This window comes from Devosia sp. 1635 (assembly GCF_013185955.1).
Taxonomy (GTDB): domain Bacteria; phylum Pseudomonadota; class Alphaproteobacteria; order Rhizobiales; family Devosiaceae; genus Devosia.
On sequence record NZ_JABAOM010000001.1, the window covers coordinates 489401 to 514173 of the forward strand.

A 24773-nucleotide genomic window follows, 5' to 3' on the forward strand; every position below is an offset into this window, starting at 1 on the left:
CTCAGCGCACAACTACTTACGCAATGCCCACCTTATGTATCGGGAGGGCTGCCCCTCCAACTATCCCACCCGCCAGCCATGCGTGAACACCTCGAAGCCATCGTCTCGCGCCACGCCGAGGAGGGTGATGTTGGCGGCTTGGGCGGTTTGGATGGCGAGGGTGGTGGGGGCGGAAATGGCGAGGAGGATGCCGGTGCCGAGCACGGCGGCTTTTTGCACGAGCTCCACCGAGATGCGGCTGGTGATGAGGAGGGCGGCGTCCGCAGCGGGGAGGTGCTGGCGGCGGGCGGCGCCGGCGAGTTTGTCGAGGGCGTTGTGGCGGCCGACGTCTTCGCGCAGAACGAGCAGCCCCGCCTCGGGCTGCCAGAGCGCGGCGGCATGCACGGCGTGGGTGAGGGCGTTGAGCGACTGGGCGGGCCGGAGCGCCGCCACCGCGGCCATGATCTGGTCGGGCGACAGGGTGAGCCCGGCCTCCACCCGCGGCGTGGAGCGGAGGGCCTGTTCGAGGCTTTCGATGCCGCATAACCCGCAACCGGTAGGGCCGGCCATGGCGCGGCGGCGGGCGGCGAGGGCGCGCGCCCGTTCCTCGGCGACCCAGAGGCGTGCTTCCACGCCGGCGGCGTGCTCGACGATTTCGAAGCGCTCGATTTCGCCGAGCTCGGCAATCATCCTCTCGGTCAGCGCGAAGCCGATCGCGAAGTCTTCAAGATCGGCCGGCGTCGCCATCATCACGGCATAGGTCGAGCCATTGACCACCACGGCCACGGCCGCTTCGGTGGCAATGTCACGCCCGGCCGGGTCAAACTGCCCGGCCCAGCGCTGATGCGCGATGGGCTGATGGGTCGGGATCACGCCGGCACGATCCGCACCGGCACCGACTTGGCGGCCGGCACATGGCTTTTCCCGGCGTGCTGGTAGACCGGGATCAGCACATTGCATTCTGGATAATAGCCGCCGCAGCTGCCTTTGGGCATGTCGTATTTGATGGCGCGCAGCCCGCCGAGACGACGCGGCACTCCATCATCGGCCACCGTTTCGAGGGCGACAGTGCTGCCATCGGCAATGCCGAAGCGCGCCATGTCCTCGCCATTGAGGAACAGCACGTCGCGGGTGCCTTCCACGCCGCGGAAGCGGTCGTGATAGCCATAAACGGTAGTGTTGAACTGGTCATTGCTGCGCAAGGTGATGAGGCGCAGCACATCGGGATCCTTGCCATCATCAAAGCTGCCGCCCAGAGCCGAGGGCACCTTGAAATTGGCTTTGCCCGTCTTGGTCTTCCATTGGCGGTGGCTGGCGGCGATCGGGCGGCGGAAGCCTTCGGGCTTTTTGATGCGCTGGTTAAAGTCCCTGAACATTTCGGGCCAGGTGCGCTCGATGGCGTCGCGCACGAGGCTATAATCGCCCACCCACTGGTCCCAGGGGACATTGGGATTGGGGGGCAGGGTGGCCTTGGCGATCTCGGCCACGATGCGCGGCTCCGACAGCAGATCGGGGCTGGCGGGCTCGTTGATGGCGCGTGACTGGTGGATCACGGCGGTGGAATCCTCCACCGTCACCACCTGCTTGCCGGTGGCCTGCCGGTCATATTCGATCCGTCCAAGGCAGGGCAGCAGGAACGCCGTCTTGCCGCAAAACAGTTGGCCGCGATTGAGCTTGGTGGCGATCTGCACGGTCAGGCGCATCTTGGGCCAGTGCTCTTCCATCGGCCCATGATCGGGCACGGCGCGCAGGAAATTGCCGCCAAGCCCGATAAAGGCGTCGATCGTGCCATTGATGATGCCCTCGCAGGCTTCCACCGTGGTCGTGCCTTTTTCGCGCGGCGCCTTGAACTGGTAGAGTTCCTCGAGCCGGTCGAGCGGCACGAGTTCGGGCTTTTCAGCGATCCCAACCGTGCGCTGGCCCTGCACATTGGAATGGCCACGCACCGGGCAGATGCCGGCGCCGGGCCGGCCGATATTACCGCGCAGCAGCGCCAGATTGACCAGCATCTGCACCGCTTCGACCCCCAGCTTATGCTGGGTGATGCCCATGCCATAAACCACCATGGCGGCCGGGGCGGCGGCATAGATGGCGGCAGCGCGCTCGATCTGAGCGCGGGTGAGCCCCGTTTCGCGCTCGAGATCGGCCCAATCCTGCGCTTCGGCAAAGGCGCGGAACTCCTCCATGCCATGGGTGTGTTCGGCAATGAAGGTGTGGTCCAGCACCGGCTGGCGGTTTTCGGCTTGCGCCTTGGCGTCGGCCTCGAACAGCCATTTGCACATGCCGATCACCACCGAAATATCGCCGCCCGGGCGCACCTGGTAGTATTCCCGGCTGATGCGGGTTTCGTGCTGCGTCAGCATCTGCACCGGGTTCTGCGGATTGACGAACCGCTCGAGCCCCCGCTCCTTGAGCGGGTTGAAGCTGACAATTGTCGCGCCGCGGTCGCTGGCTTCCTGCAACTGGTGCAGCATGCGCGGGCTGTTGGAGCCCACATTCTGGCCGAAAAAGAATAGGGCATCGGCGGATTTGAAATCGTCCAGCACCACCGTGCCCACCGGCACCCCGATGCTTTCGGCCAGACCCACCGAAGTGGACTCGTGGCACATATTGGAGCTGTCGGGCAGGTTGTTGTTGCCATAGAGGCGCGCCAGCAGCTGATACATATAGGAGGTTTCAAGCGACGCCCGGCCAGATGCATAGAACACCGTGCGCTTGGGATCGATGTCGCGAATGGCGGCCAGCTCGCGTCCGATGCTGGCAAAGGCTTCGGTCCAGTCCACGGCTTCGTATTTGTCGGTTTGGGCGTTGTAGCGCAGCGGCGTCGTTAGCCGGCCAATGGCCTCGAGGTCGTGGTCGGACCAGGTCTTGAGCTCGCTAACCGTGTGTTCGGCAAAAAAGCTCGGCGTCACCCGCTTGCGCGTCAGCTCCCAGGCGGTCGCCTTGGCGCCATTTTCGCAGAACTCGGCGGGATGGGATGGCACCGGCTTGGCCCAGGCGCAGCTGACACAGGCAAAGCCCTCGGGCTTGTTTTGCTTGCGCAGCGCCAGGGGGCCCGTCGCCAGAATGCCTTCGCTGTCCAGATATCTGCTGACGGACTTGATTGAACCCCAGCCGCCAGCCGGTCCGCTATAGGGCGCGATGGTGATTTTTCTGGCCATGAGACGCTCGCTTTCATCGACAGCTTGGTTAAGTTCAAACACCCCCGACGCTAACCGGTTGCGGCGCGAGCGGAAAGACTGCCCGCAACGGAAAATCGGCTTTCTCCCTTGCGCCGATCAAGAATAGAAGCCAACAACTGCAGTCACTTGGCGCAGTTGATTGATTCAACTCTGGAGCTTGGCCACTGTCCGACAAGCAAACACAACTGGGTGACGCCTCCGTTCGAGTGGCTCGGAAGGCCGATATTGTCGTGATTGGCGCCGGGCAGGCGGGTTTGTCTGCCGCCTATCACCTGCGCCAGCGCGGCATTGTCGCGGGCCGCGGCTTTGTCGTGCTCGACAGTGCCGAGGCCCCAGGAGGCGCCTGGCAGTTCCGCTGGCCCTCGTTGACCCTGAGCACGGTCAATCGCGTCCATGATCTGCCGGGGCTGGCTTTTGGCGACGCGATCGCGCTGGATGATCCGCAGGTGCAGGCCCGGGTGGCGGTGCCGCAATATTTCGCTGAATATGAACGCAGGTTCGAGCTGCCGGTGCTGCGGCCGGTCAGCGCGCGCTGCGTGGTCAGCCGTGGCGAGCGGCTGCGGATCGAAACGGACCGGGGCGTGTTCTCGGCCCGGGGCATCATCAACGCCACCGGCACCTGGACGGCGCCCTTCGTGCCGCATTATCCGGGGGCCGAGACGTTCGGCGGCGAGCAATTGCACACCGCCGACTATCAGGGGGCCGAGCACTTCCGCGGCAAGCATGTGGTGGTGGTTGGCGGCGGCATTTCGGCCATCCAGCTGCTCGACGAAATCTCGCAGGTGACCACGACGCTCTGGGTAACCCGGCGTGAGCCGCAGTTCCGCACCGGACCCTTCGACATCGAAGCCGGCCGGACCGCCGTCGCTATGGTGGAGCAACGCGTGCGGGCCGGCCTGCCGCCACTTTCGGTCGTGTCGGTGACGGGGCTGCCCGAAACGCCGGCGATATCAGCGATGCGGGCGCGTGGCGTGTTGCAGCGCCATCCGATGTTCAGCGAGATTACCGAATCCGGCGTGCGCTGGAGCGATGGAAGGGAAGAGCGGGCCGATGTCATCCTCTGGTGCACCGGCTTTCGCTCGTCGCTCGATCATCTTGCCCCGCTCGACTTACGCGAAGAGGGCGGTGGCATCCGCATGGGCGGGCGGCTGGCCACCCAGGTCTTGCGGGATCCGCGGGTTCATCTGGTCGGCTATGGCCCGTCGGCGTCCACCATCGGCGCCAACCGCGCGGGCGCGGCGGCAGCGGCCGAATTGATCGCGACGCTTGGCCTCGGCAAAGCCATGGGCTAGCGCCCGCGCAGGCGGCCGATCAAGAGGGTAATCATCTCCATGCCCTCGGGCGTGAAGCTGACCGAATTGTCTTCGCGCGTGGCCAGGCCCAGCTCTTCGAGTTCGGCAACGGCCTTTGGATCGGCGTGGTGGCCCTTGCCGTCATCCGCGATCACTTTGGTGACGGGATCGCCGCTTTCGAGCTGGTGATAAATGGCAAAGGCGAATACTGCGAGGGCCGCATCGCTCAGGGTGTCGGGCGTGGTCATGGCTTGATCCTTGCTGGCGTGGAACGCGCCCGGGCGCGCTCCCGCGTGATCCGAGCTAGCTAGTTCTTGGGTTTTTCTTCGGTGGGGCGCTGATAGGTGCCCACCACTTCGCCCTTGGCCAGCACATGGCCTTCCATCGCCGCCAGCACGTCCTCGCGTTTGGCCCCCAGTTCCACCGGCAACTCGGCCAGATCGAGCGCAAAGACCTGGAAATGGTAGTTGTGGGCGGGATCCTCGAGCGGCGGGCGGGGGCCGTAATAGCCGGTCTGGCCGCGGCTATTGCTGCCCTGCTTGGCCCCTTCGGGGTCCTGCAGCACCGGATCGGTGTTGATGCCCTCGCGCAGGGTCGTGACGTCAGCGGGGATGTCGAAAAGCACCCAGTGCACGAAGGGCTTGGGCTCGTCGGCATCGGGATCATCCATGATCACGGCGAAGGACTTTGTGCCTTCGGGCGCCTCGTCCCAGGAGAGGGCCGGGGAGGCATTATGCCCTTCGGCGGCATGGGCGATGGGGATCGCACCATTATCCGCAAAGCTCGAGCTGCTGACAGCAAGCGTGCCATCGGCCTCCACGAGATTGATCGCGGTGTCGGAAGGCGCGGGTGTTTCGACCAGATTGGGCGTGCTGGACGCGGCAGCCGCATCGCTGCCTGCCCCATCCTCGCCCTCATAGCTGATGCGGTAGAGGATGCCGTTGAAATCGTCGGCCAGCAGCAGCGAGCCATCGATATCCTCGGTCAATCCGGCAAGCCGGGCGAGGAAGTCATAGCTTTGATCATCGTTCTCGATCAGCCAACCAGTGGCAAAGGAGGTCCAGTCCTTGGGCTCGCCGTCCTCGAAATCGACCCGGGTGATTTCATAGCCGCTCGGCGGGCGGCGGTTCCAGGAGCCGCGCATGGCGATAAAGGCGTCGCCGCGATATTCCTCGGGAAAGGCCTCGCCCTGGTAGAAGGTCATCTGCATGGGGGCGGCATGGGCGGTATAGCCGAGCAGCGGTTCCTCGCTCGCCTCGGCCCATTCCTCCAGCGTAATGCCCTCGGGCGGATTGTCCTGCGGATTGAAGTTGGAGAAGTCGTAGATATAGGGCCAGCCATATTGCTTGCCTTGTTCGACGAGGTTGAACTCTTCCTTCTGCTCCTCGTCACCCAGCCAGTCGGTGCCGTGATCGGCGCCGTAAAGCTTGCCCGTGCCGGGCTCCCAGCCAAAGCCGATCGTATTGCGCAGACCGCTGGCGAAGATGGTGCGGGTCTTGCCGTCGGGGGTGGCGCGCAGAATGGTGGCGCTTTCCGGGTTGGACTCGTCGCAGGCGTTGCAGGTCGAGCCCACGGTTATGTAGAGCATCCCGTCCGGGCCGATCGCCAGGGTGCGGTTGGGGTGCTGGCCGGCATCGGGCAGATCGTCGATGATCCGCGTCAGTTCGCCAAAGCTGCCATCGTCCTCGATTGGTGCAGTGAACACCTCCTTGGCGGTGGCAAGGTAAGCGGTGTCGCCATCGATAAAGATGCCGTGCATGCCCGGGCGGCCGGCGACCTTGGCGAAATCCTCGAACTTGCCATCGCGATCGGCGTCGATCAGCCGGATGACATCGCTTTCCTGGCGGCGGGTGGCATAGACATGCCCGTCCTCATGCACGGCCAGCATGCGCGTATTGCCGAGATCGCGGCCGACCACTTCCACCGTGAACCCCTCGGGCACCTGGATCTTGCCCGCAAGCTCGGCATCGTCAGCAATCTCGAGCGGATTGGGTTCGAGGATCGACCCCTCGATAGTCACATCGGAATATTGCCCGACCGTGCCCTGCGGTTGGGCGGCCGCGGGGCTGGCAATGGCAAGCAGCACGGTTGCGGAGGTGGCGAGGGAGGAAGAAGCTCTGCGCATGGGGGTTCATTCCTGTGGGTTTGGTTAATCCAACTCCCCAAGCCCGTTTCCCGATCCCCGCCAGCACGAATTTGCTGTTACCGGAGGCATCAAAGAAGGCAGGCGGGCGCCCGATAGGGCGCCAACCTGGGTTAAGCGCCGGGCTTCATCACCACCTTGATGCAGCCATCTTCTTTGTCCCGGAACTTGCGATAAAGCTCGGGCCCTTCCGATAGATCGGCCTGGTGGGTGATCACGAAGGTCGGATCGATTTTGCCGTCCACCACCAGCTGCAGCAGCGGCGCCAGATAGCGATGGGTGTGCGTTTGTCCGGTCTTGAGCGTCAGCCCCTTGTTCATGAAGGCGCCCATGGGCACCTTGTCGAGCATGCCGATATAAACGCCGGGCATCGAGATGGTGCCGCCCTTCCGGCAACACATGATTGCCTCGCGCAGCACATGTGCCCGGTCGGTGCCGAGACCCACCTTCTGCTTGACGTTGTCGATCACTGAATCCGGTGCGCCGCTCGCATGGGCCTCGGTGCCCACGCAATCGATGACCCGGTCGGGCCCGCGCCCATTGGTCATCTGGAACAGCACTTCATAGGGGCTGGCTTCGTCGAAATTGATGGTCTCGGCCTTGCCATGCACCTCGGCCATCTTCAGGCGCTCGGGCACGTTGTCGATGGCGACGACGCGGCCAGCACCCATCAGCCACGCGCTCTGGATGGCGAATTGCCCGACGGGACCGCAACCCCAGATGGCTACGGTGTCGCCGGGCTCGATCTCGGCATTTTCCGCGGCCATATAGCCGGTGGGGAAAATGTCGCTTAGGAACAGAACCTGCTCGTCGGTCAGTTCATCGGGCACCTTGATCGGGCCGACATCGGCAAAGGGCACGCGCAGATATTCGGCCTGCCCGCCAGCATAGCCGCCCAGCATATGTGAATAGCCAAACAGGCCCGAGGGCGAATAGCCCATGGCCGCGCGCGCGATGGCCGCGTTGGGATTGGAGCGGTCGCATAGTGAGAACATCTGGTTCTGGCAGAACCAGCACTGCCCGCAGGCAATGTTGAAGGGCACGACGACGCGGTCGCCGACCTTGAGCTTGGTGTTGTCCTTGCCGACCTCCACCACTTCGCCCATGGTTTCGTGGCCGAGCACGTCCCCTGACTCCATCGTGGGCATGAACCCATCATAAAGATGCAGATCCGAGCCGCAGATCGCGCAGGAGGTCACCTTGATGATGGCGTCCTGGCCATGGACGATCTTGGGGTCATCGACGGTATCGTAGCGAACATCGCCTTTGCCGTGCCAGCACAACGCTTTCATTGGGTTCTCCAGGGTTGGTGCGGCCAGCGCCAGTCGCGCCTTCCGCAGGAATAAGCCTCGGAACCGAGCCGATGCTCGTTCCCGCTGGCCTTTGCTGCGTGGTTAACGCGCGCTCGCCGTGATCCGATCCAGTCCCGGCAACACCTTGGTGCCAAATGCCTCGATAAACTCCGCCTGGTTGCGCCCAACCTGGTGCAGATGCACTGCGGTCGCCCCCAATTCGCCGTAAGCCTCGATAGCGGCGCGATGCCGGCCAAGATCGGCCGACACGAACACTGCTTTGGCCATGTCTTCGCGTCGCACAAAGCGCGTGGCCGCATCAAAGTCGCTGGGACGGCGCAGATCCCAGTTGACCTCGCCGCCAATGACATTGGCCGACCATTGATCCAGCGCCTGCTCGAACGCCTCGTCCTCGGTCGTCGCCCAGCACAGCGCGTGCTGGATATGAACGGGCTTGTTCGCACCGCCATTGTCGCGGAAGGCCTCAATGGTCGGACGGATCTCCTCCACACCGCCGCCGGTGATCAACAAGCCATCAGCCCATTCGGCAACAAACGCTGCGGTCTTGGGGGTAATGGCGGCGCCAAACAGCGGCACCGGCTGGGTGGGCCGGGAATAAAGCTTGGCCTCCACCACTGTGACCCTGCCGCGATGGGTGACGGTTTCGCCGGCAAACAGCGCCCGGATGACCGCGGCACACTCGGCCAGCACGGCATTGCGCTCGGCCTTGTCGGGCCAATAGGTGCCGGTGATCGATTCATTGAGCGCTTCCCCGCTGCCGAGAGCCAGCCAGAACCGGTTAGGAAACATTTCCCCCAGCGTTGCCGCGGCCTGCGCGACGATGGCCGGGTGATAGCGATATCCCGGGGCCGAAATGGAGCCGATCGGAAAATCGGTCACTGCCATGGCGGCCCCCAGCCACGACCAGGCAAAGCCCGAGTGACCCTGCCGCTCGCTCCAAGGATGGAAATGGTCCGATGATTTGGCGCAGGAAAAACCCGCTTCTTGCGCATGCTGCACCAGCTTGAGCAGGCTCGAGGGAGCAAACTGTTCGTGGGAAGCATGATAGCCGATCTGCATGGATTATCCCTCGCGTCGCCATTGATCGAGCACGTCCTGGGTCGTGCAGGCCGTCAGCTGGATGCCAAAGCGGCTGGCATAGATGGAAAGCATTGCGGCGTGAGTTTCGGCCGCCGAGCTGCACACCGCATCCTTGGGCAATACAACGTGGTATCCCAGATCGATCGCGCCCATGAGGGTGGACAACACGCACACCTCGGTTTCGCCGCCGGTAATCACCAGCGTGTCGACCCCTTTGGCTTGCAACTGCTGGTGCAGCGCGCCTGACCACCAGGGTGAATAAACCGGTTTGTCGATCACTGCGGCCGGCGGAACAAAGCGCTGCAGCGAGGGGACCAGGTCCACCATCTCAGGCGCCATGCGCTCGCGCAGCATATTGGGCCAAGCCTCGTAATATTCCTGCCAGCTCCCCTGCGCGTCTTCAGCCCGTTCCGGCGGCACAAAACGGGTGAATACCGTCCGCGCGGCGTGAGGCTCGGTCAGTGCCTCGATCGCGGGCAGCACGCCGGCAAGCGTTTCGACATGCCAGTCGGTCTCCTCCGCGAACATGCGTTGCATGTCCACGCAGAGATGCACACAATTGGTGAAATTCATGGTTGATCCGCACAAGTAAGTGCCGCGTCAACGCCACCCCATGGCGATTGTTCCCGGACGGAACACACCTCCACCCTCGGCATTATCGTTGCAAACGGAGACGGTAAATGGCCAAAGACGCACCCACCACCGACCAGTTGCGCCAAGAAATCGACAGCGGAGCGACCGGCGAGAAAATCGGCTTCCCCGATCCCGCCGCGGCCCCACTCGGGACCGATGCTGAAGCAGGTGGAAGTCCCCCAACCGCCTCGGAGCGCAAGCTGGACGCCGCCAGCCGGCCGAAATACCGCCAGGGACCCAAGATGCCGGGCACTGCACTTTATGCGATCTTTGTAGCGATCGGTGCGGCCGTGGTGGTCGGCGCTACGCTGCTTGGCACCATGGGCTGAGCCTTAGGCGTCGCGTTCGCCTTCAATCCCGCGCGCGAGGTTGTAAACCTCGCGCGAATTAAGGTCCGTGTCGGAAACATCGCCAATCGGTTCCCGATTTCGGTCGGCCGCGATCTCGCCCCATGCCGGGTTCCAAAGCAGATCGTCCTGCAGCACCACGACGACTTCGGCAAAGCCATGCAACTGCCGGGCTGCCTCGGCAGCAGCAAAGGCGCTCGCGACATCATCATATTGTGCTTCGTCGCCGTCCACATCGCCGCTAGCCGGCCACCAGACCGCAGCAAATGGACGCCCATCCGAACCCGCTTCGATCCCGATCGTTACCGCATTGCCGGCGTCTTCCCCAACAGCGATCCGCCGATAAGAGCCTTGTTCGCCCGCCATCTCGCCCACCCTATTGTTGATCGTTGTAGCGTGGCTTGGTCATCCCCACGGTACGAGCCAGCTCGGTGAAGTCAGCCGTTTCGGGAGACTCGAGGGCAGTCTGCAACAAACGGATGGGGAAACACACGGCATCGCGCTCGGCTGGAGACAGGCTGTTCATCCGCTCGGCCCCCATGGCCATGGCTTCGGTCTTGCGGAACGCCAGGTCGAGCTGCTCGGTGCTGACAACGCCGGCATCGATCAGGGCGCGGTTCACCGCGGCAAGCGCCAGGTAAAGCCCTTCGAGCTGTAGATTGGCCGTATTCAATTTCCCCTCCATGCTAGACACAAAAAACCGGCGGCAGAGCGTGGCTCCGGCCGCCGGCGCATAAAACTACAGGCGCGTCGTCGTGGTGGTGCCGCGCTCGGCGATCACTTCGTCCGTGGACATGGCCTTGAAGAACGGCACCAGCTGGTAGATGGCCGACAGGCCGACAAGCACGTAAACGATACGGGCGATTGCCCCGTCCTGGCCGCCAAACAGTTGTGCCACCAGATCGACCTGGAAGGCGCCAACCAACAGCCAGTTGATGCCGCCGATGATGATTAACAGTAGAGTAATCAGATTCAGAGCCTTCATAAGTGCCTCCTGGGCAGGTTATGAACAAACAAGCACGCCCGGACCCTTTGGGTTCCGTAAAACCGCGCAGCTCTTTAGTATTACCCTAAATACCGGGCGCGATGGCGTTGTCACCCCATCGACATGTAAAAGATCGTCCCCGCAACAACGATAAAGACGATTACCGCCACCACGATGCGGACAATGCTGCCGCGTGGGTCCTCGCCCAATACGGCGCGTTCCGCCGGGCCACGTCCGCGGTCGGTCACGGTCGCCGAAGTCTCGGACTGCGGCTGGTCGCTGGGGGTCCCGTCCTGTTCCATTTCAACTCCCATGTTGCTGCTACTGCAACCGCCGTGGGCCTAGGCAGTTCCACTCTCCATTGGGAAACCAGCCCCACCGGGTCCCGATAACGTGCGTTAACTGGGAGAACAGCGATGAGCAGCAGTAAAGTGACTACCGGCGCCAACGACCGTCCCAAGGACGAAACCATTGCCCAGACCGGCGCTGGCCTTCCTGACGATACCTCCTTGCCGGTCGATGTCAGCGACGAGGACGTGGAACGCGCTTGTCAGAAACTGACTGAGGGAACGCCCTTTGCCTTGGGCGGTCAGAAAACACGGGGCGCCTAGTCGCCCACTGCTCTGCCTTGACCATCCGCAGCACAAAGGAACCACCATGGCTGTTCAGATCCCCCTGAGCCAGGACGCTCGAGCCGACGAAACCAAGCAGGACGAGCATTTGCGCGAACTGGCGCCCGATCTAGCTTACCTGCGCATCGTCATGGTCAATGTGGTGTTCATCGGCGCCCCGACTGGACCCTGGGTGCTGGTGGATAGCGGGCTGCCCGGCTCGCGCAACAAGATCCTGGACGCCGCAGAGTCGCGCTTTGGCGCCGTGCCGCCTTCGGCCATCATCCAGACCCACGGCCATTTCGATCATGTCGGAGTGCTGGAAGATCTGGCCCGGCACTGGAATGTGCCCGTATACGCCCATGCCCTCGAAGCACCGTTCCTTTCCGGGCAAGAGGCCTATCCACCGCCAGATGCGGCAGCCGATGGCGGCATCATGCCCAAGCTGGCACCGCTATTTCCGCGCGACCCGGTCGATATCACTCAATGGCTGCAGCTCTTGCCGCCAAGTGGCGCAGTGCCGGTGCTGCCCGGGTGGCGTTGGCTGCACACCCCGGGGCACACCCGGGGCCATATCTCGCTCTGGCGAGAAGCCGACCGGACGCTGGTGGCGGGCGATGCGATTATCACCACGGGCCAAGAATCGGCTTATGAGGTCATGGTGCAGGAGCCCGAAATGCACGGGCCGCCGCGTTACTTCACCCCGGACTGGATCGCGGCGGAACAATCGGTGCGCCTCCTGGCAGCGCTGGAGCCCGAGCTCGTGGTCACCGGCCATGGCCGCGCAATGAGCGGGCCGGAAATGCAGGGTGCCTTGCATCAGCTTGCCGAGAACTTCCGGGAGATTGCGGTGCCGCGCAGCCAGAAATAGCTGCGCGGGCAAGAACCGCAGGGGTCAGGCGACGGTGCGCCGCGGTGGGATCGTGTACCGCGCACCCGGCGAGACGACATCGATCACATGGCCATCAAGATCGCGCAGCACCGCGCGGGTCATGGGCCCGAATGTGGTGGGCTCTTCGATGATCTCGGTGCCGAAGCGGCGAATGGCCTCGACGGCCCCCGCCACGTCCTCGACGACCACTTCGAGATAGGCGCCCTGCGGCTCGCCTCGGGCGGCGCGGGGCACAAATTCACTCACCCAGTCGATCAGCCCCAGTTGGAACTGGCTCTCGGGGCTGGCGGCCAGCACTACATACCAGGCTTCCTGGTGCACGATCTGAAAGCCACAAAGGGCTTGGTAGAACGCGATGTTGTCGGCGATATTGCGGGTCAGCAAATTGATCGAAATACGCTGCGCTATGGGCATGAAAACCTCTTGTTGGGCGGAAAAAAGGGAGGGGCAGGGTGCCTGCTCCTCCCGGGTGCCGTTAGGGATTGTTATCGTCTTCGGCCTCGGCACCGATCGGGCCATCGGCCCCCGGCACGTGATGGTCTGAAGTCTCGCCCTCGCTGGGCTTGTCTTTTTTGGGCTTGTGGTCCGCCCCTTTAGCGGGGACGTCATCGGTCTTGCTGTGGCTTACGGGAGTTTTGCTCATTTGCTTCTCCTTGCCGGCGATTCCGGCGCGATTACCTCTTGGCCGTTTCGCCCACTTCGCGCAGCGCTGCATATTGCAGGGTAACTGGCTCGATATGCTGGTCGAGCCATGCCGCCATGTCCTGCTCTTCGCGCAGGTTCTGCGTCAGCAACTCAACGGCGCGCGTGTCGCCGATATGGTTGGCCAGCGCCAGCAGCGACTTGTAGGCGGCGATTTCGAAATGCTCGAACGCGTAGTTGGCAAACGAGTTCTTGACGATCTCGTCGGGCGCGACCGTGTGGCCAAGGGCCGCCATCGCGCCAGTGAAGGACAATGCCATGTCCTTGAGCGTCGAATTGTCTCCACCCATGCCCTCGAGCAACTGGTCAAGGCGTGAGAGTTGCACTTCAGTCTCGGCGATATGCTGCTCCAGCCGGCGTGCCACCTCGGGATAGTTCTCGATGCGGCTCACCTGCGGCTTCATGATGGAAAGGGCCTGGTTCTCCATGGCATGCGCATTCCGAAGGCCGCTCAGGAAGATGGAAGATACTTCATTCATGATGTTGTCCTCAGGTTATGGCAGGGTCGAAACACCAACTCTCGCCTGGGGTGAGGGTTCCCGTATCGGCGCCCTGGCTAGTCGTCCTCGCTCGTGACCCGCCGGCGAAAGTGCATCAAGGCTGGGCACAACAACTCGTGGCGTGCTGAAAGCGGCCTCCGGCGCCACCTCCTCCCACAGTCGCTGCTTTGCTTACAGCAGGCTCGCTCCGGCCCATTTGTTTGCTATATGAGCCGCGATGCAGCCCGGTCTGCCCGAACAATCAGCCGTGGATCTCGGCTCAACAACACGGACCTCCGCCCATGAGCGATCTTCTGGCCATTTCCGGCGCTCCGATCTTTGATGGCGAGCGCTGGCATGAGAATGCAGCATTGCTGGTGGAGTTCGGCCACGTCTCCGCGATCGTGGATGCACATCAGATTCCCGGCAATGCCGAGCGCGTCGTGCTGGAGGGCGGCAGCGTCGTGCCTGGGTTCGTTGATCTCCAGGTCAATGGCGGCGGTGGCGTGCTCTTCAACAATGATCCCTCCCTTGAGGCCATCCGCACGATCTGCGCCGCCCATGCCCAGTTCGGCACCACCGCGCTGTTGCCGACCTTGATCACGGACACTCCCGAGGTCAACGAACGCGCCATTGCCGCCGGGGCGCAGGCCGCCTCTGCTGGGGTGCCTGGTTTTTTCGGGCTGCATCTGGAAGGCCCGCACCTCGCCGTGGCGCGCAAGGGCACGCACGATCCCAGCCTGATCCGTCCGATGACCTCTGCCGATCTCGCGCGACTGCAAGCCGCTGTAACACTTCTCCCGTATCTGATTTGCACGGTAGCCGCTGAAACCGTCACTCCAGAGCAAATTGCGGCGCTGGCCGAGGCTGGCGTCACCGTCAGCATCGGCCATTCCGATGCCGACTATGCCACCGCTTCGCGCGCCTTTGCCGCGGGAGCTACCATGGCCACGCACCTGTTTAATGCCATGAGCCAGTTGGGCCATCGGGAGCCGGGAGTGGTCGGTGCCACGCTCATGCATGGCGCAGTGTTCGCGGGTCTCATCGCCGACGGGATCCACGTCCATCCCGCCGCCATTTCCGTTGCGCTGCGCGGCAAGGCCGGTCCGGGGCGCATCTTCCTCGTGACCGACGCGATGTCGCAGACTGGTACCGACCTGCGCACGCTGACACTTAATGGCCGCACCATCTATCGCGCCGATGGCGCGCTGCGCCTGGCTGACGGCACCCTCGCTGGCGCCGATCTCGATATGATCGACGCCGTCCGCTTCATGCATTCCGAGATTGGCGTGGCTTGGGAGGAAGCATTGCGGATGGCCTCGCTTTATCCAGCCGAAGCTATTGGGGCCGAAGCCGAGCACGGCCATCTCCGCCCCGGCGCCGTTGCCAGCTTTGTCCATCTCTCCGCGTCGCGAGAAGTGATGGCCACCTGGATCAACGGCACCGAGCAATATCGAGCTTAACTAGCCCCGGCCAATATACGGCATGGTGGTCGCCATCACCGTCATGAACTGCACATTGGCCTCGAGCGGTAAACTCGCCATATAGAGCAAGCCCTCCACCACATATCGTAGATCGAAAGTGGGCTCGGGCGCGATCGTCCCGTTAGCCTGCAGCGCTCCGCCGTTCATCCCGCTCGTCATGTCAGTGGCGGCGTTGCCGATGTCGAGCTGGCCACAGGCAATGTTGAACGCTCTCCCGTCCAGCGAGATCGCCTTGGTCAACCCGGTAATCGCGTGCTTGGATGCAGTATAAGAGGCAGCGCCCGGGCGGGGCGTATAGGCCGAGATCGAACCATTATTGATGATGCGCCCACCCTGCGGCGTTTGGCTGCGCATCTGCCGAAAGGCTTCGCGAGCAACGTAGAACGCGCCGTTGAGATTGGTGTCGATCATTTCCCGCCAGGTTTCCACGGGCAGGTCACCGAAATTGGTGGTGGGCGCAAACCGCCCCGCATTGTTGAAGACGAGGTCGATTCGCCCGTAACGCTCCACTACGCCGGCAAAGAAGGCCGCGACCGCCCGGTCATCGGTGACATCGCAGCGCGCCCAATGGCCATCAATCGAATTGGCTACGCTCTCCAGCGCTTCCGCGTTTCGTCCGCAGATCGCTACCTGATAGCCTGCTTCTGCCAAACCCCGGGCGGCCGCAAGGCCGATTCCCGAACTCCCACCGGTTACTACCGCAACCTTGCTCATGCTCACCCTCGCCCAGTTCCAGCACAATGCCGCCATCTTTTGCCAAAGCATGATGCCACACCAAGCAGTCAAAACCACGGCTTCAACTCGTTAAATCTATCCCGATCCCCTGCTAAGTGGCTCGCGCGGCAAGCAAATTAACCCGATGTTAAGGACTATTAACAGGAAGTTCACGTTCCTGTGCTGAATCTGCAACATCCACTTCGCAACCATATTGCTGCGGCGGCAAAACGGCCTGTCTGTGATTGCGTACTCTGGGCGTATGCGTAGAGTGGGTCTTGCGAATCCATGCATGGGATCGTTTGTCGGTCGCGACGCGACGGCAACACACTGCACCACGATAGTGTGGTCGCGTTACGGCACCGCTGGGCAACCGGCACCAAGAATTGACTTTGGAGGTCAACAACAATGAAACTCAAGAGCCTTATCCTCGGTTCTGTTGCTGCTGCCGGTCTCTCGACCGCTGGCTTCGCCGCCGACCTGGGCGTTCTCACTTCGCTCGACGTTTGTGACTCGCTTGGCCTGTCCGGCCTGACGATCTCGTCCGACACCAACTGCCTGCAGATCTCGGGCGGCGTTGCTTACGAATTCCGCTTCGGCGATTACCGCGCTGCTGATGACGATGCCCTGACGCCAATTGGCAACGAATACTGGCTCCCCGGCAACGTTGGTAGCCCTGACTTCATTGGTCCCGATTTTGGCGGCGAGAACCTCGGGCCTGGTGGTATTGCACCCGGCGTTCCTGGCGAGTCGAATGACTGGCAGACCAAGGTTACCGCATGGCTCAAGTTCGTTGGCACCTCGTCGAGCGATTTTGGCCCTGCCAAGGCTGTCCTGACACTCAAGCAGGTTGACGCCGTTCGCTACCGCAACGAAGCTCCCAGCCCATGGGGCGATGACGAGCCGCTGCATATCGATGAGGCTTATGTCTCCATCGGCGACACCACCACCATCATGGCTGGTCGCAAGTCTTCGATCGCCTTCTTCGGTGACAGCCAGCCGCTCAACTTCCTCGGCACCTTCGGCTACAGCGGCGTCGACAACGGCGTGATGTTCGACAACGACGACGAACTCGACGTTCTCGGCGGCTCGGTAATCCAGGTTACCTCGGATGTTGGCAATGGCGTCAAGGTCGGTGTTGGTCTCGAAAACATCGATGGCCGTGACGCTTGGGGCGTGCAGAATGTCGCCACCGATCGGATCGGTTCGTTGGTTGGTGTTGTCAGCTATGCTGGCGAAAACATCACCGCTCACCTGACCGGTTTCGGTATCGGCGTGATGGACGGCGAAATCGACGAGTGGGGCGCTCATGCTGGCGTCACCGGCAAGTTCGACGCGTTCCGTATCACGGCCGCTGCTGGTTACTACAACAACGACATCTTCGAAATCGACCGCTTCCACGGCCTGGTGTCGGGTGCTGCAACCTTCGACATGTTCACTCTGGCTCTGACGGGTGAGTATCAGCGTTCGGAAATCGCTGGTGAGGTCAACGATGGCTACGGCGTCGCTGGCTCCGTTGGTGCCAACGTCACCGAAGGTGTGTCGATCAACCTCGGCGCTCGTTACTTCTCGGCTGACTTCGAGGCTCCTCCGGCTAACTTCGCCGGCACTGCCCAGAGCGACGCGCTCCAGGTGGCTGCCCAGTTGATCTTCGCGGTCACCGAGACCCTGAAGCTCACCGGCGAAATCGGTGGCTACTTCAACGAAGACCTGCTGCCGCTGCAGACCGCAGACGCAGACGACAATGTCTACTACGGCGCTGCTCGTCTCGATTGGTCCCCGAGCACCGACTTCACCTCGGGCGTTCAGGCTGAAGTTTACTCGAACGAGGCTTACCGCCTGACCGTTCGTGCACAGAAGACCTTCGAATAAGCTGAGCTAGCTTCGGCTAGTCGTTTGGAAGGCCCGGCATTGCCGGGCCTTTCTTTTTTGCCTGCCGCATTAATCGGGGCTTCACTCGTGTCGCCGATGCTGCCCCCAGCATTCGGACAGCGGCAGGCGCGACAAAGTCGCCAATCCCACCATTGCTGCAGAAAAAGGCCGTAATTACCGGCAAGTATTGAGCTATCAGGAAGCGAGCACCAGCCGTGAGCAGATACGTTCCCCTTCAACAGGTCCTTCAATCGGCGTTGCTGCTGGTGACCGTTGTTTCGTTGCCAATCGGGATAGCGGCCAGCTCCGCCGTTTTGGCTCAGGCGCAAGTGGCCCCGCGAACCTCGCAATCCATTATCGACCTCCCCGCGCCGCGGGTAGAGGACTACTGGATCTCGGCGACGCGGCAACCCGGTGGAGCGCTGGTCTTTGATGGCTATGCCCCCGATGAGGCCACTCGCGATCGCTTGGCTGAGGTGCCCGGTGCCGATGTGAACTGGCTCAAGCTTGGCAGTGGTGCGCCCGAGCTTTATGACGCGGGCCTGCAATTCGGGATCAAGGTGCTGGAGCGGCTAGGGGAGGGGCGCTTCGCGATCCGCCAGAACATTGTGACGCTGAGCGGCGTGGCCCGCTCCGGCTATGATCATGATCTGATCATGCAGAGCCTTGCAGGCCTTTCGGCGGGCCTGGTGCTCGCCCGGGCGGAGATCGCGCTTCCTGAACCCGCCGCCTATAGCTGGTCGGCCAGCAAGTCCGCTACCGGGGAAGTGCTGCTATCGGGTTCCTTGCCCACGAGGGATCTGGGTCTTGAAGCCTTGTCGCATGCCGGTCCCTCGGCAGTTGACCAAACCAGCATCGCGCCAGGCGCCCCGTCGGGCTTTGGCGAGAATATCCTCGCTGGGCTCGATGCCCTCCAATTGCTGCGCTCGGGCACCGTTCGGTTTGACGGCACTGGCTGGAGCCTTACGGGCGAACTGCCCTTGGATCGTGATGAGACCGCAGTGACCGAGGCGCTCGATGCCGGCCGCATTCCGCCCGCGGCTTGGTCACTCAAGCTGGCTCAGGCGCCCGCACCAAGGCCCCAGTCTCGCACGCCTGCGGCTGCTGCGCCCGCCGAGCCACGCCCCGCACCCACAGCCATGCCGTCAACTCCCCCACCAGCGGAAGCACCCAGCGCTCCCGAGCCTGTCGAGGAGCCCGCCACGCCTTCAGTGCCTGCCGCACCGGCAGTGGACCCGGTTCAAAGCCCGGCGCCCGCGACGAGCGTGCCCGCACCGGCGCAGGCGCCCGCTGGGCCACCACCTGCACCAGCCAAGGCCCCCGCAGCGCCCACGCCGCCACCGGCCGCCAAGCCAGCTGCAGCCGCCCCAACTCCCGCCCCCTCGTCCACCAAGGCAGACCTCACCGCTTGCCGCGCGACGCTGGCGGAGTTCTCTGCCCGCAATTCCATTCTCTTTTCATCTGGAGCCGCGCGGATCGCGCCGGAATCCGAGGGCGCGCTCGACGAGCTGGCTGGCGACCTCGCCGCCTGTCCGGAGGCCGTGGTGCATATTGAGGGCTATACCGATTCAGAGGGCGACGATCGCGCCAATCTGGCCCTGTCTGTCGCCCGCGCCGAGGCTGTGGTTGATGCACTGATCCTGCGCCGGATCAGCCCCGATCGGCTTTATGCCGTCGGTTATGGGGAATCCAACCCCATTGCCGACAATGCCACGGCCGAAGGCCGCCGGCTTAATCGCCGTATCGTCGTCACCATTCCCGAATAGCGGGTCGCCCTACGCCGCTTTGCCGAGCTCTTGTTTGCTGATCCCGACCAGAAAGGCGCAGATGGCCTCCATCTCTTCCTTCTGGTCGAACAGGGCCGGGGAGCCTTGCCCGGCAATGGTCAGTGCCTGGGCGTCCGGCCGGCGGCGGGCCATTTCGCGAAAGATTTGCGGGCGCAACTGGTCGGTAAGCTGGGTGCGCAGCAATTGCAGGGGCGCACAGCGCAGGGCGTCGAACATCGGCCATTGCGGCTCCAGTTCATCATCGATGCTGATGCTATTGAGCGCCTCAAGCAGCTTGGCGTGATAAAGGGGCTTCGCGCGGCCCCGCCGATCCACGAAATGCGTGCGACCCATCAGTGCTTCGAGCCGTGCGTCGCCCAGCCCGGGATAATCCCCGGCCAGCATGCGCCGGAAGCTGGCCGTTAGATACTTCGTCCCGCGCAGGCTTTCCACATGGCCCATATTGTTGCGCAGCCGCACGATCCCGCGCGCGTCGGTTACCGGCCCCGCGTCGAGCAGTACGGTCCCCGCGAGCAGTAATGGATGCGCCACGCTCAGCGCCATGGCGACTTGCCCGCCATAACCCTGGCCAAGCACCACCGCGCGATCAATGCCAAGGGCGGCGAGAACACCCGCGACGTCCTCGGCCGCCCGCACGGCGCCATAGTCGGCAATGCGTTGCGGATCGCCCGAGCGGCCGCGGCCCGGCAGATCCAGCAGCACCGCTGGCCAGCGCCCCCCGTCAAACCCGCGGAAGAATGCCGCGAACTCGGTGAAATCGCTCATATTGCGCTGAAAGCCGGGGATGCAGAGGATCGGCAACCGCCGGCTCGACAACTGCCCCTGCACATGCACGGCGATGGGCGTATCGCGTGCGGTGATGGTCTGGATCGGCAAGCCGGCAAAAGCCGGGTGGTCGGGTGGAACGAAGCGCTTGCGGGCCATTAAGCTTCTGCTGTTGAGGTGGCCCCAGTTACGCCAGCCGCCCTCCGGTTCTCAAGCAAAATCGCGGCTCATCGAATGCTGCGCAGCGCTGCTTGCGCGGAAATGGCGTCATGCCCGAGCCTCTCGCGATACACGAGGTAATTGCCCATAACCCGCTGCACATATTTGCGGGTTTCGGGGAAGGGGATCAGTTCCACCCACAAGACCGGATCGACATTGTCGGCGCGCGGATCGCCAAACGCCTTGATCCACTTGTTGGCATTGCCAGCCCCGGCATTGTAAGCCGCCGCCGCCAGCAGCAGCGAGCCATCATACCGCTTTAACTGCGCCTCGAGATAGAACGAGCCCAAAAGCGCATTATAGCCGGGATCGCTCAACAACCGTTCGGGCGAATATTCCACCCCCACCTTGGCTGCGGTTTCCTTGGCGGTGCCCGGCATCAACTGCATCAACCCACGGGCACCCACCGACGACACGGCGTCGATCTGGAACATGGATTCCTGCCGCACCACCGCCAGCACCGCCGCAGGGTCGGCCTTGAGCTTGGCCTCGACAATGCGCTCGTCCTTGGGGAAGGCCAGGAGGTCAAGGGCGATGCCCTGCTGCTCGGCGGCCGCAGCGATGGCGATGGCAACATTCTGTGCGCCAAGTTCCTGCGCGAGACGCCCCGCCAGCAACAGGTCGCTGGGTTGAGTGAGTTCACTGCCAAATTGGCGCAACAGCGTCAGGGCCATGCCGTGCTGGCCATTGGCTTCCAGCATCCGGATCGCGCGCACCACTTCATTGGCTTCAAACAGTGCAGCGCTGTCGCGCCAGCTGGGCAGGGGGCGAATGCCTGCCCCGGTCTGCCCAAGTTCGGCCCGGGCCAATTGGCCATAATAGGCGGTTGGATAAGCGGCGGCTGCCGCAAAGGCGGCTTTTGCCGCTTCCGTGTCGCCGAGCTGGCCTTCGGCGCGAGCAAGCCAGTATTTGGCCTGCGACACGCTATCAGCCAGGGTGGCATGAGTAGCCATTTCGCTGAAATGGGTCTTGGCCAGTTCCGCGTCGTTGAGGAACGACAGTGCGATCCAGCCGGCATGGAAATTGGCCTCCACGAGCCGACCATCGGAGCCATAGGTAAAGCCTGCCGCTGCCGCAAAGGCGAGCTCCGGCTTGCCAGCCGCCAGCAATTGCCGGATCAGCCCGCGCCGCTCGCCCCACCACAGCGTTGCTTCGGGCACTTCCCCCTTGGCGCGATTGAGCCAGGCGACTGCATCGTCCCACAATTCGAACTGCCGCGCCCGTTGCGCCCGGGAGAACTGATAGACCGGGTGGTCCCGCACGGCAGGATCCACCTTGTCGAGCAGCGCCTTGGCATTGGGGGCATCGCGGGAAACTGCGGCGCGCGCCACCACCAGGGTTTTCTGGGCTTCGCTCAAATAGGGCAGCAGCCTTTCGCTGCCCTGGGCGCGGTCATGCATCATCAAATAGGTAGCGCGCGCCCAATGCGCCTCGCGATCCAGCGCCGAACCCAACTTGGCCAGCACGCGCGATTCCTGTTCGCGCGTAAGAGCATTTTCACTCCACACGCGGCGCGCGAGAGCCGCGCCGCGTTCTTTGTCGCCGCTAGCAAGCAGGGCCTGAGCCAGCCGGATTTGAGCTTCGAGCGTCGCGGGCTCGTCACCGAGCGCGGCAATCACGTCCGCGTCCTTGGGTCTCTGCGCCAGCAGGGCTTGTTCCGCCCGGCTCTTGAATACGCTGCCGTCGGCAAAGGCCGGAGCGGCCGCGGCGAATTCGGCAATATCGCTAAAGCCAACGTCCCCGCGATGGAAATAAATCGCGGCCCATTGCAGCGCCCGTCGCTCGGCGAGGTTAGGCAGGCCCTTGGCCCGCGTGAAAGCAGTGCTGGCATCGCCATCGGCGAGCGCCGCCAGTGTTTCCTGGAAGGCGGCTGAGCCTTTGGGGTCAGCTTTAGCCGCTGCTGGCACGCTGCTCGGCATTGGGCGAACTGGTGCCATGCCCATGCTGGCCATGACCGGGGGCGCGGCTGCCGTGAGCAGGGGGGCAGGGGGACTTGGCAGCGAGCCGGTGATCACCGGGTCTTGCCCCTTGTGGGCTGCCAGATGCGACACGGGGGTGGCCGGCAGCAGCGCCAGCGTCATCGCCAGAAGGCTTGCATAAATATGGCCGGTCATCGTCGTGCCTTGCTGGTTGATCCACATCTGGCCGGCGCCACTTTCTTGCGAGAAGCGCCAGCTTGCCCTATGAGGGTAAACGCTGTGTTGCTGCCTTGTCGGCTAGCTTGCCTTTGCAGGCTCCCTTGTGGTCGCTGGCGACAAAAACTATGCTGCCCAGTCTCAGGAGCCCACTATGAGTGGGTCTATTGCATTCGCCCAAGTCACAAGTGTGGCACTCAACGAGGAAATTTCCATCAAATGCTGCGAGGATCAATAACGGCGCTCATCACCCCCATGCTCAACGGGGCGGTGGATGAGAAAGCCTTCTCCAGCTTTGTGGACTGGCAGATTGCCGAAGGCACGCATGGGCTGGTTCCTGTTGGCACCACCGGCGAAAGCCCGACCGTGACCCATGCCGAACACCAGCGCGTGGTCGAAATCTGTGTCGAGGTCGCCAATAAGCGCGTGCCCGTGGTCGCGGGCGCCGGCTCGAACTCTACCGACGAGGCGGTCTCGCTCGCGCGCTTTGCCGAAGCCACCGGCGCCGACGCGGTGCTCTCGGTTGTGCCTTATTACAACAAGCCCAACCAGGAAGGGCTGTTCCAGCATTTCTCGGCCGTTGCCGGCGCCATCGGCATTCCGGTTATTCTTTACAGCGTCCCCAGCCGCACCACCGTCGATCTCACCGTCGATACCATTGCGCGCCTGCGCGAGGCCCATGCCAATATCATCGGCGTCAAGGATGCCACTGGCAGCTTCGAGCGTGCGGCCATGCAGCGCGCCAAGCTCGGTGAGGACTTCATCTTGCTCTCGGGCGATGACAGCTCGGCGCTGGGCTTCAACGCCCATGGCGGCCGGGGCTGCATTTCGGTGTCCGCCAATGTGGCGCCGCGTCTTTGCTCGCAGATGCAGGAGCTGTCCCTAGCGGGTGACTTCAAGTCCGCGCTCGCGATCAACGACAAGCTGGCTTATCTCCACAAGGACCTGTTCATCGAGCCAAGTCCTGCTCCCGCCAAATATGCGGCCAATCGCCTCAATCTATGCGCCAATGAGATGCGCCTGCCGATCTGCCCGATCAGCAAGCCCGCTCAGGAGGCCATGGACTTTGCAATGGCCCATGCAGGTCTTATCTAGGCCCCTATGTCCGCAAAAAATGACAAAGCCAAGAACGGCGTGATCAGCCATGGCCTCGTGGCTGAAAACCGCCGCGCGCGCTTTGACTATGAAATCGTCGACACCCTTGAAGCAGGCTTGGTGCTGACCGGCACCGAGGTTAAATCCTTGCGCCTGGGCAAGGCCCAGATCACCGAAGCCTATGCCTCGCCCGAAAGGGGCGAGCTGTGGCTGATCAATGCCCATATTCCTGAATATCTGCAGGCCAATCGCTTCAATCACGAAGAGCGCCGCCCGCGCAAATTGCTGGTGTCGCGCAAGCAGTTGGCGCGCCTCGATGCCGAGGTGTCCCGCGCCGGCAACACCATTGTGCCCCTCAAGCTGTTCTTCAACGATCAGGGCCGCGCCAAGGTGCTGATTGGCCTCGGCAAGGGCAAGAAGAACTACGACAAGCGCGAAACCGAGCGCAACCGCGACTGGAACCGCGACAAGGCCCGCATCATGAAGGAAGGTGGCCGCGGCTAAAGGGCTGGGGCAGGGCAGTCCCTTTCCCCCGCTGGCTCTTTCGGTGCCGGAACCATCGGCGCCACCTGCATTTCTGCTGTCGCACCAAACCTTGTGCTGTTGCCGGCATTGGTGTAAGCAACCCATTCATCCCCATCCAATTTGGAGACGTCCGTGGCCCGCGTCACCGTTGAAGACTGCATTGAAAAGATCGAGAACCGTTTCGATCTGGTTCTCATGGCCGCTCATCGCGCCCGCATGATCGCCTCGGGTGCGCAGATCACCGTCGCCCGTGACAACGACAAGAACCCGGTCGTCGCCCTGCGCGAGATCGGCGATGGCGCTATCTCCCCAGAAGATTTGCGCGAGGACTTGATCCATTCGCTGCAGAAATATGTCGAGGTCGACGAGCCCGAGCAGCATGCAGCACCCTTGATCGAAAGCGGCGACGAAGATTCGCTCAACTTCGACACCATCAGCGAAGAAGAGCTGCTGCGCGGCATCGAGAGCCTTGCTCCGCCTGAGCGTCGCGACGACTAGGAATTTAGCGGCGATTAGCCGGATCTGCAGATTGCACGATC

Annotated in this window: 27 protein-coding genes; 10 read left to right on the forward strand and 17 right to left on the reverse strand. The window is 63.0% G+C overall.

All coding sequences use genetic code 11. The features are described from left to right. Positions 1-60: 60 nt before the first annotated feature. Together fdhD and HRU92_RS02410 are read right to left on the reverse strand one after the other, a co-directional pair. Positions 61-852, reverse strand: coding sequence for a formate dehydrogenase accessory sulfurtransferase FdhD (gene fdhD, locus HRU92_RS02405; RefSeq protein WP_210258523.1), 792 nt, complete (start codon positions 850-852; stop codon positions 61-63). After that, complete coding sequence (locus tag HRU92_RS02410) at positions 849-3140, reverse strand: FdhF/YdeP family oxidoreductase (protein WP_173087504.1); 2292 nt, start codon at positions 3138-3140, stop codon at positions 849-851. The genes fdhD and HRU92_RS02410 overlap by 4 nt, the downstream gene beginning before the upstream one ends. A gap of 227 nt (positions 3141-3367) precedes the next feature. Between HRU92_RS02410 and HRU92_RS02415 the strand changes: the two genes are divergently transcribed. Continuing rightward, positions 3368-4453: an NAD(P)-binding domain-containing protein gene (locus HRU92_RS02415; RefSeq protein WP_349236682.1), complete on the forward strand. Its 1086-nt coding sequence runs from the start codon at positions 3368-3370 to the stop codon at positions 4451-4453. Here HRU92_RS02415 and HRU92_RS02420 read toward each other — a convergent pair. From HRU92_RS02420 to HRU92_RS02440, 5 genes are all read right to left on the reverse strand, one after another. After that, the gene (locus HRU92_RS02420) at positions 4450-4701 is read right to left on the reverse strand and encodes a hypothetical protein (RefSeq protein ID WP_127752485.1); all 252 of its coding nucleotides are present in this window, start codon (positions 4699-4701) and stop codon (positions 4450-4452) included. The two genes, HRU92_RS02415 and HRU92_RS02420, sit on opposite strands and share 4 nt — an antisense overlap. Before the next feature lie 59 nt (positions 4702-4760). After that, on the reverse strand, positions 4761-6578 hold the full coding sequence (locus HRU92_RS02425) for a YbhB/YbcL family Raf kinase inhibitor-like protein (protein ID WP_172122867.1): 1818 nt from the start codon (positions 6576-6578) through the stop codon (positions 4761-4763). A 131-nt stretch (positions 6579-6709) separates the two neighbouring features. Beyond that, a complete protein-coding gene (locus HRU92_RS02430) occupies positions 6710-7888 on the reverse strand; it encodes a zinc-dependent alcohol dehydrogenase (protein ID WP_172122868.1) in 1179 nt (392 codons plus the stop codon). Between the two features lie 102 nt (positions 7889-7990). Next, entirely contained in the window at positions 7991-8968 is a 978-nt protein-coding gene (locus HRU92_RS02435) for a TIGR03885 family FMN-dependent LLM class oxidoreductase (RefSeq protein WP_173087506.1), read from the reverse strand. A gap of 3 nt (positions 8969-8971) precedes the next feature. Further along, positions 8972-9562, reverse strand: a complete 591-nt coding sequence (locus HRU92_RS02440; protein ID WP_173087508.1) for a cysteine hydrolase — start codon at positions 9560-9562, stop codon at positions 8972-8974. Between the two features lie 107 nt (positions 9563-9669). On the opposite strand from HRU92_RS02440, the gene HRU92_RS02445 reads away from it, so the two are divergent. Further along, the gene (locus HRU92_RS02445; protein WP_206524699.1) at positions 9670-9951 is read left to right on the forward strand and encodes a hypothetical protein; all 282 of its coding nucleotides are present in this window, start codon (positions 9670-9672) and stop codon (positions 9949-9951) included. Between the two features lie 3 nt (positions 9952-9954). Here HRU92_RS02445 and HRU92_RS02450 read toward each other — a convergent pair whose 3' ends face one another. The 4 genes from HRU92_RS02450 to HRU92_RS02465 all read right to left on the reverse strand — a co-directional run bounded on the left by HRU92_RS02450 (position 9955) and on the right by HRU92_RS02465 (position 11256). Further along, positions 9955-10335 (reverse strand): hypothetical protein, encoded by a 381-nt coding sequence (locus HRU92_RS02450; protein WP_172122871.1) that lies wholly within the window; start codon positions 10333-10335, stop codon positions 9955-9957. 10 nt (positions 10336-10345) lie between these two features. Further along, positions 10346-10642, reverse strand: coding sequence for a hypothetical protein (locus tag HRU92_RS02455; RefSeq protein WP_127752491.1), 297 nt, complete (start codon positions 10640-10642; stop codon positions 10346-10348). A 66-nt stretch (positions 10643-10708) separates the two neighbouring features. Next, entirely contained in the window at positions 10709-10954 is a 246-nt protein-coding gene (locus tag HRU92_RS02460) for a DUF378 domain-containing protein (protein ID WP_127752492.1), read from the reverse strand. A gap of 110 nt (positions 10955-11064) precedes the next feature. Further along, positions 11065-11256, reverse strand: a complete 192-nt coding sequence (locus HRU92_RS02465) for a hypothetical protein (RefSeq protein ID WP_127752493.1) — start codon at positions 11254-11256, stop codon at positions 11065-11067. Positions 11257-11370: 114 nt separating this feature from the next. Here HRU92_RS02465 and HRU92_RS02470 point away from each other — a divergent pair, with 114 nt between their 5' ends. Continuing rightward, on the forward strand, positions 11371-11565 hold the full coding sequence (locus HRU92_RS02470; protein ID WP_172122872.1) for a hypothetical protein: 195 nt from the start codon (positions 11371-11373) through the stop codon (positions 11563-11565). A gap of 46 nt (positions 11566-11611) precedes the next feature. Next, complete coding sequence (locus HRU92_RS02475) at positions 11612-12436, forward strand: MBL fold metallo-hydrolase (protein ID WP_172122873.1); 825 nt, start codon at positions 11612-11614, stop codon at positions 12434-12436. 24 nt (positions 12437-12460) lie between these two features. Here the strand turns inward: HRU92_RS02475 and HRU92_RS02480 are convergent, their stop codons facing one another. The 3 genes from HRU92_RS02480 to HRU92_RS02490 form a co-directional block, all read right to left on the reverse strand. After that, complete coding sequence (locus tag HRU92_RS02480) at positions 12461-12871, reverse strand: VOC family protein (protein ID WP_172122874.1); 411 nt, start codon at positions 12869-12871, stop codon at positions 12461-12463. 61 nt (positions 12872-12932) lie between these two features. Then, positions 12933-13100, reverse strand: coding sequence for a hypothetical protein (locus HRU92_RS02485; protein WP_173087510.1), 168 nt, complete (start codon positions 13098-13100; stop codon positions 12933-12935). A gap of 31 nt (positions 13101-13131) precedes the next feature. Then, the gene (locus HRU92_RS02490; RefSeq protein ID WP_127752497.1) at positions 13132-13638 is read right to left on the reverse strand and encodes a ferritin-like domain-containing protein; all 507 of its coding nucleotides are present in this window, start codon (positions 13636-13638) and stop codon (positions 13132-13134) included. Positions 13639-13940: 302 nt separating this feature from the next. Between HRU92_RS02490 and nagA the strand changes: the two genes are divergently transcribed. Beyond that, positions 13941-15101 carry an N-acetylglucosamine-6-phosphate deacetylase gene (nagA, locus tag HRU92_RS02495; protein ID WP_127752498.1) on the forward strand — a complete coding sequence of 387 codons (1161 nt, stop codon included), beginning with the start codon at positions 13941-13943 and terminating at the stop codon, positions 15099-15101. Here nagA and HRU92_RS02500 read toward each other — a convergent pair whose 3' ends face one another. Next, positions 15102-15836 carry an SDR family oxidoreductase gene (locus HRU92_RS02500; RefSeq protein ID WP_127752499.1) on the reverse strand — a complete coding sequence of 245 codons (735 nt, stop codon included), beginning with the start codon at positions 15834-15836 and terminating at the stop codon, positions 15102-15104. Between the two features lie 408 nt (positions 15837-16244). Here HRU92_RS02500 and HRU92_RS02505 point away from each other — a divergent pair, with 408 nt between their 5' ends. Together HRU92_RS02505 and HRU92_RS20825 are read left to right on the forward strand one after the other, a co-directional pair. Further along, positions 16245-17708: a hypothetical protein gene (locus HRU92_RS02505; protein WP_172122877.1), complete on the forward strand. Its 1464-nt coding sequence runs from the start codon at positions 16245-16247 to the stop codon at positions 17706-17708. 329 nt (positions 17709-18037) lie between these two features. Then, positions 18038-19474 carry an OmpA family protein gene (locus tag HRU92_RS20825; protein ID WP_173087512.1) on the forward strand — a complete coding sequence of 479 codons (1437 nt, stop codon included), beginning with the start codon at positions 18038-18040 and terminating at the stop codon, positions 19472-19474. 9 nt (positions 19475-19483) lie between these two features. Here HRU92_RS20825 and HRU92_RS02515 read toward each other — a convergent pair whose 3' ends face one another. Together HRU92_RS02515 and HRU92_RS02520 are read right to left on the reverse strand one after the other, a co-directional pair. Next, positions 19484-20419: an alpha/beta hydrolase gene (locus HRU92_RS02515; RefSeq protein WP_172122879.1), complete on the reverse strand. Its 936-nt coding sequence runs from the start codon at positions 20417-20419 to the stop codon at positions 19484-19486. Positions 20420-20487: 68 nt separating this feature from the next. Further along, on the reverse strand, positions 20488-22593 hold the full coding sequence (locus tag HRU92_RS02520) for a lytic transglycosylase domain-containing protein (RefSeq protein ID WP_173087514.1): 2106 nt from the start codon (positions 22591-22593) through the stop codon (positions 20488-20490). A gap of 240 nt (positions 22594-22833) precedes the next feature. On the opposite strand from HRU92_RS02520, the gene dapA reads away from it, so the two are divergent. From dapA to rpoZ, 3 genes are all read left to right on the forward strand, one after another. Continuing rightward, a complete protein-coding gene (dapA, locus tag HRU92_RS02525) occupies positions 22834-23709 on the forward strand; it encodes a 4-hydroxy-tetrahydrodipicolinate synthase (RefSeq protein WP_172122881.1) in 876 nt (291 codons plus the stop codon). A 6-nt stretch (positions 23710-23715) separates the two neighbouring features. Further along, entirely contained in the window at positions 23716-24213 is a 498-nt protein-coding gene (gene smpB, locus HRU92_RS02530) for an SsrA-binding protein SmpB (protein ID WP_127752505.1), read from the forward strand. A 153-nt stretch (positions 24214-24366) separates the two neighbouring features. After that, positions 24367-24732, forward strand: coding sequence for a DNA-directed RNA polymerase subunit omega (gene rpoZ / locus HRU92_RS02535; protein ID WP_127752506.1), 366 nt, complete (start codon positions 24367-24369; stop codon positions 24730-24732). Positions 24733-24773: the final 41 nt, after the last annotated feature.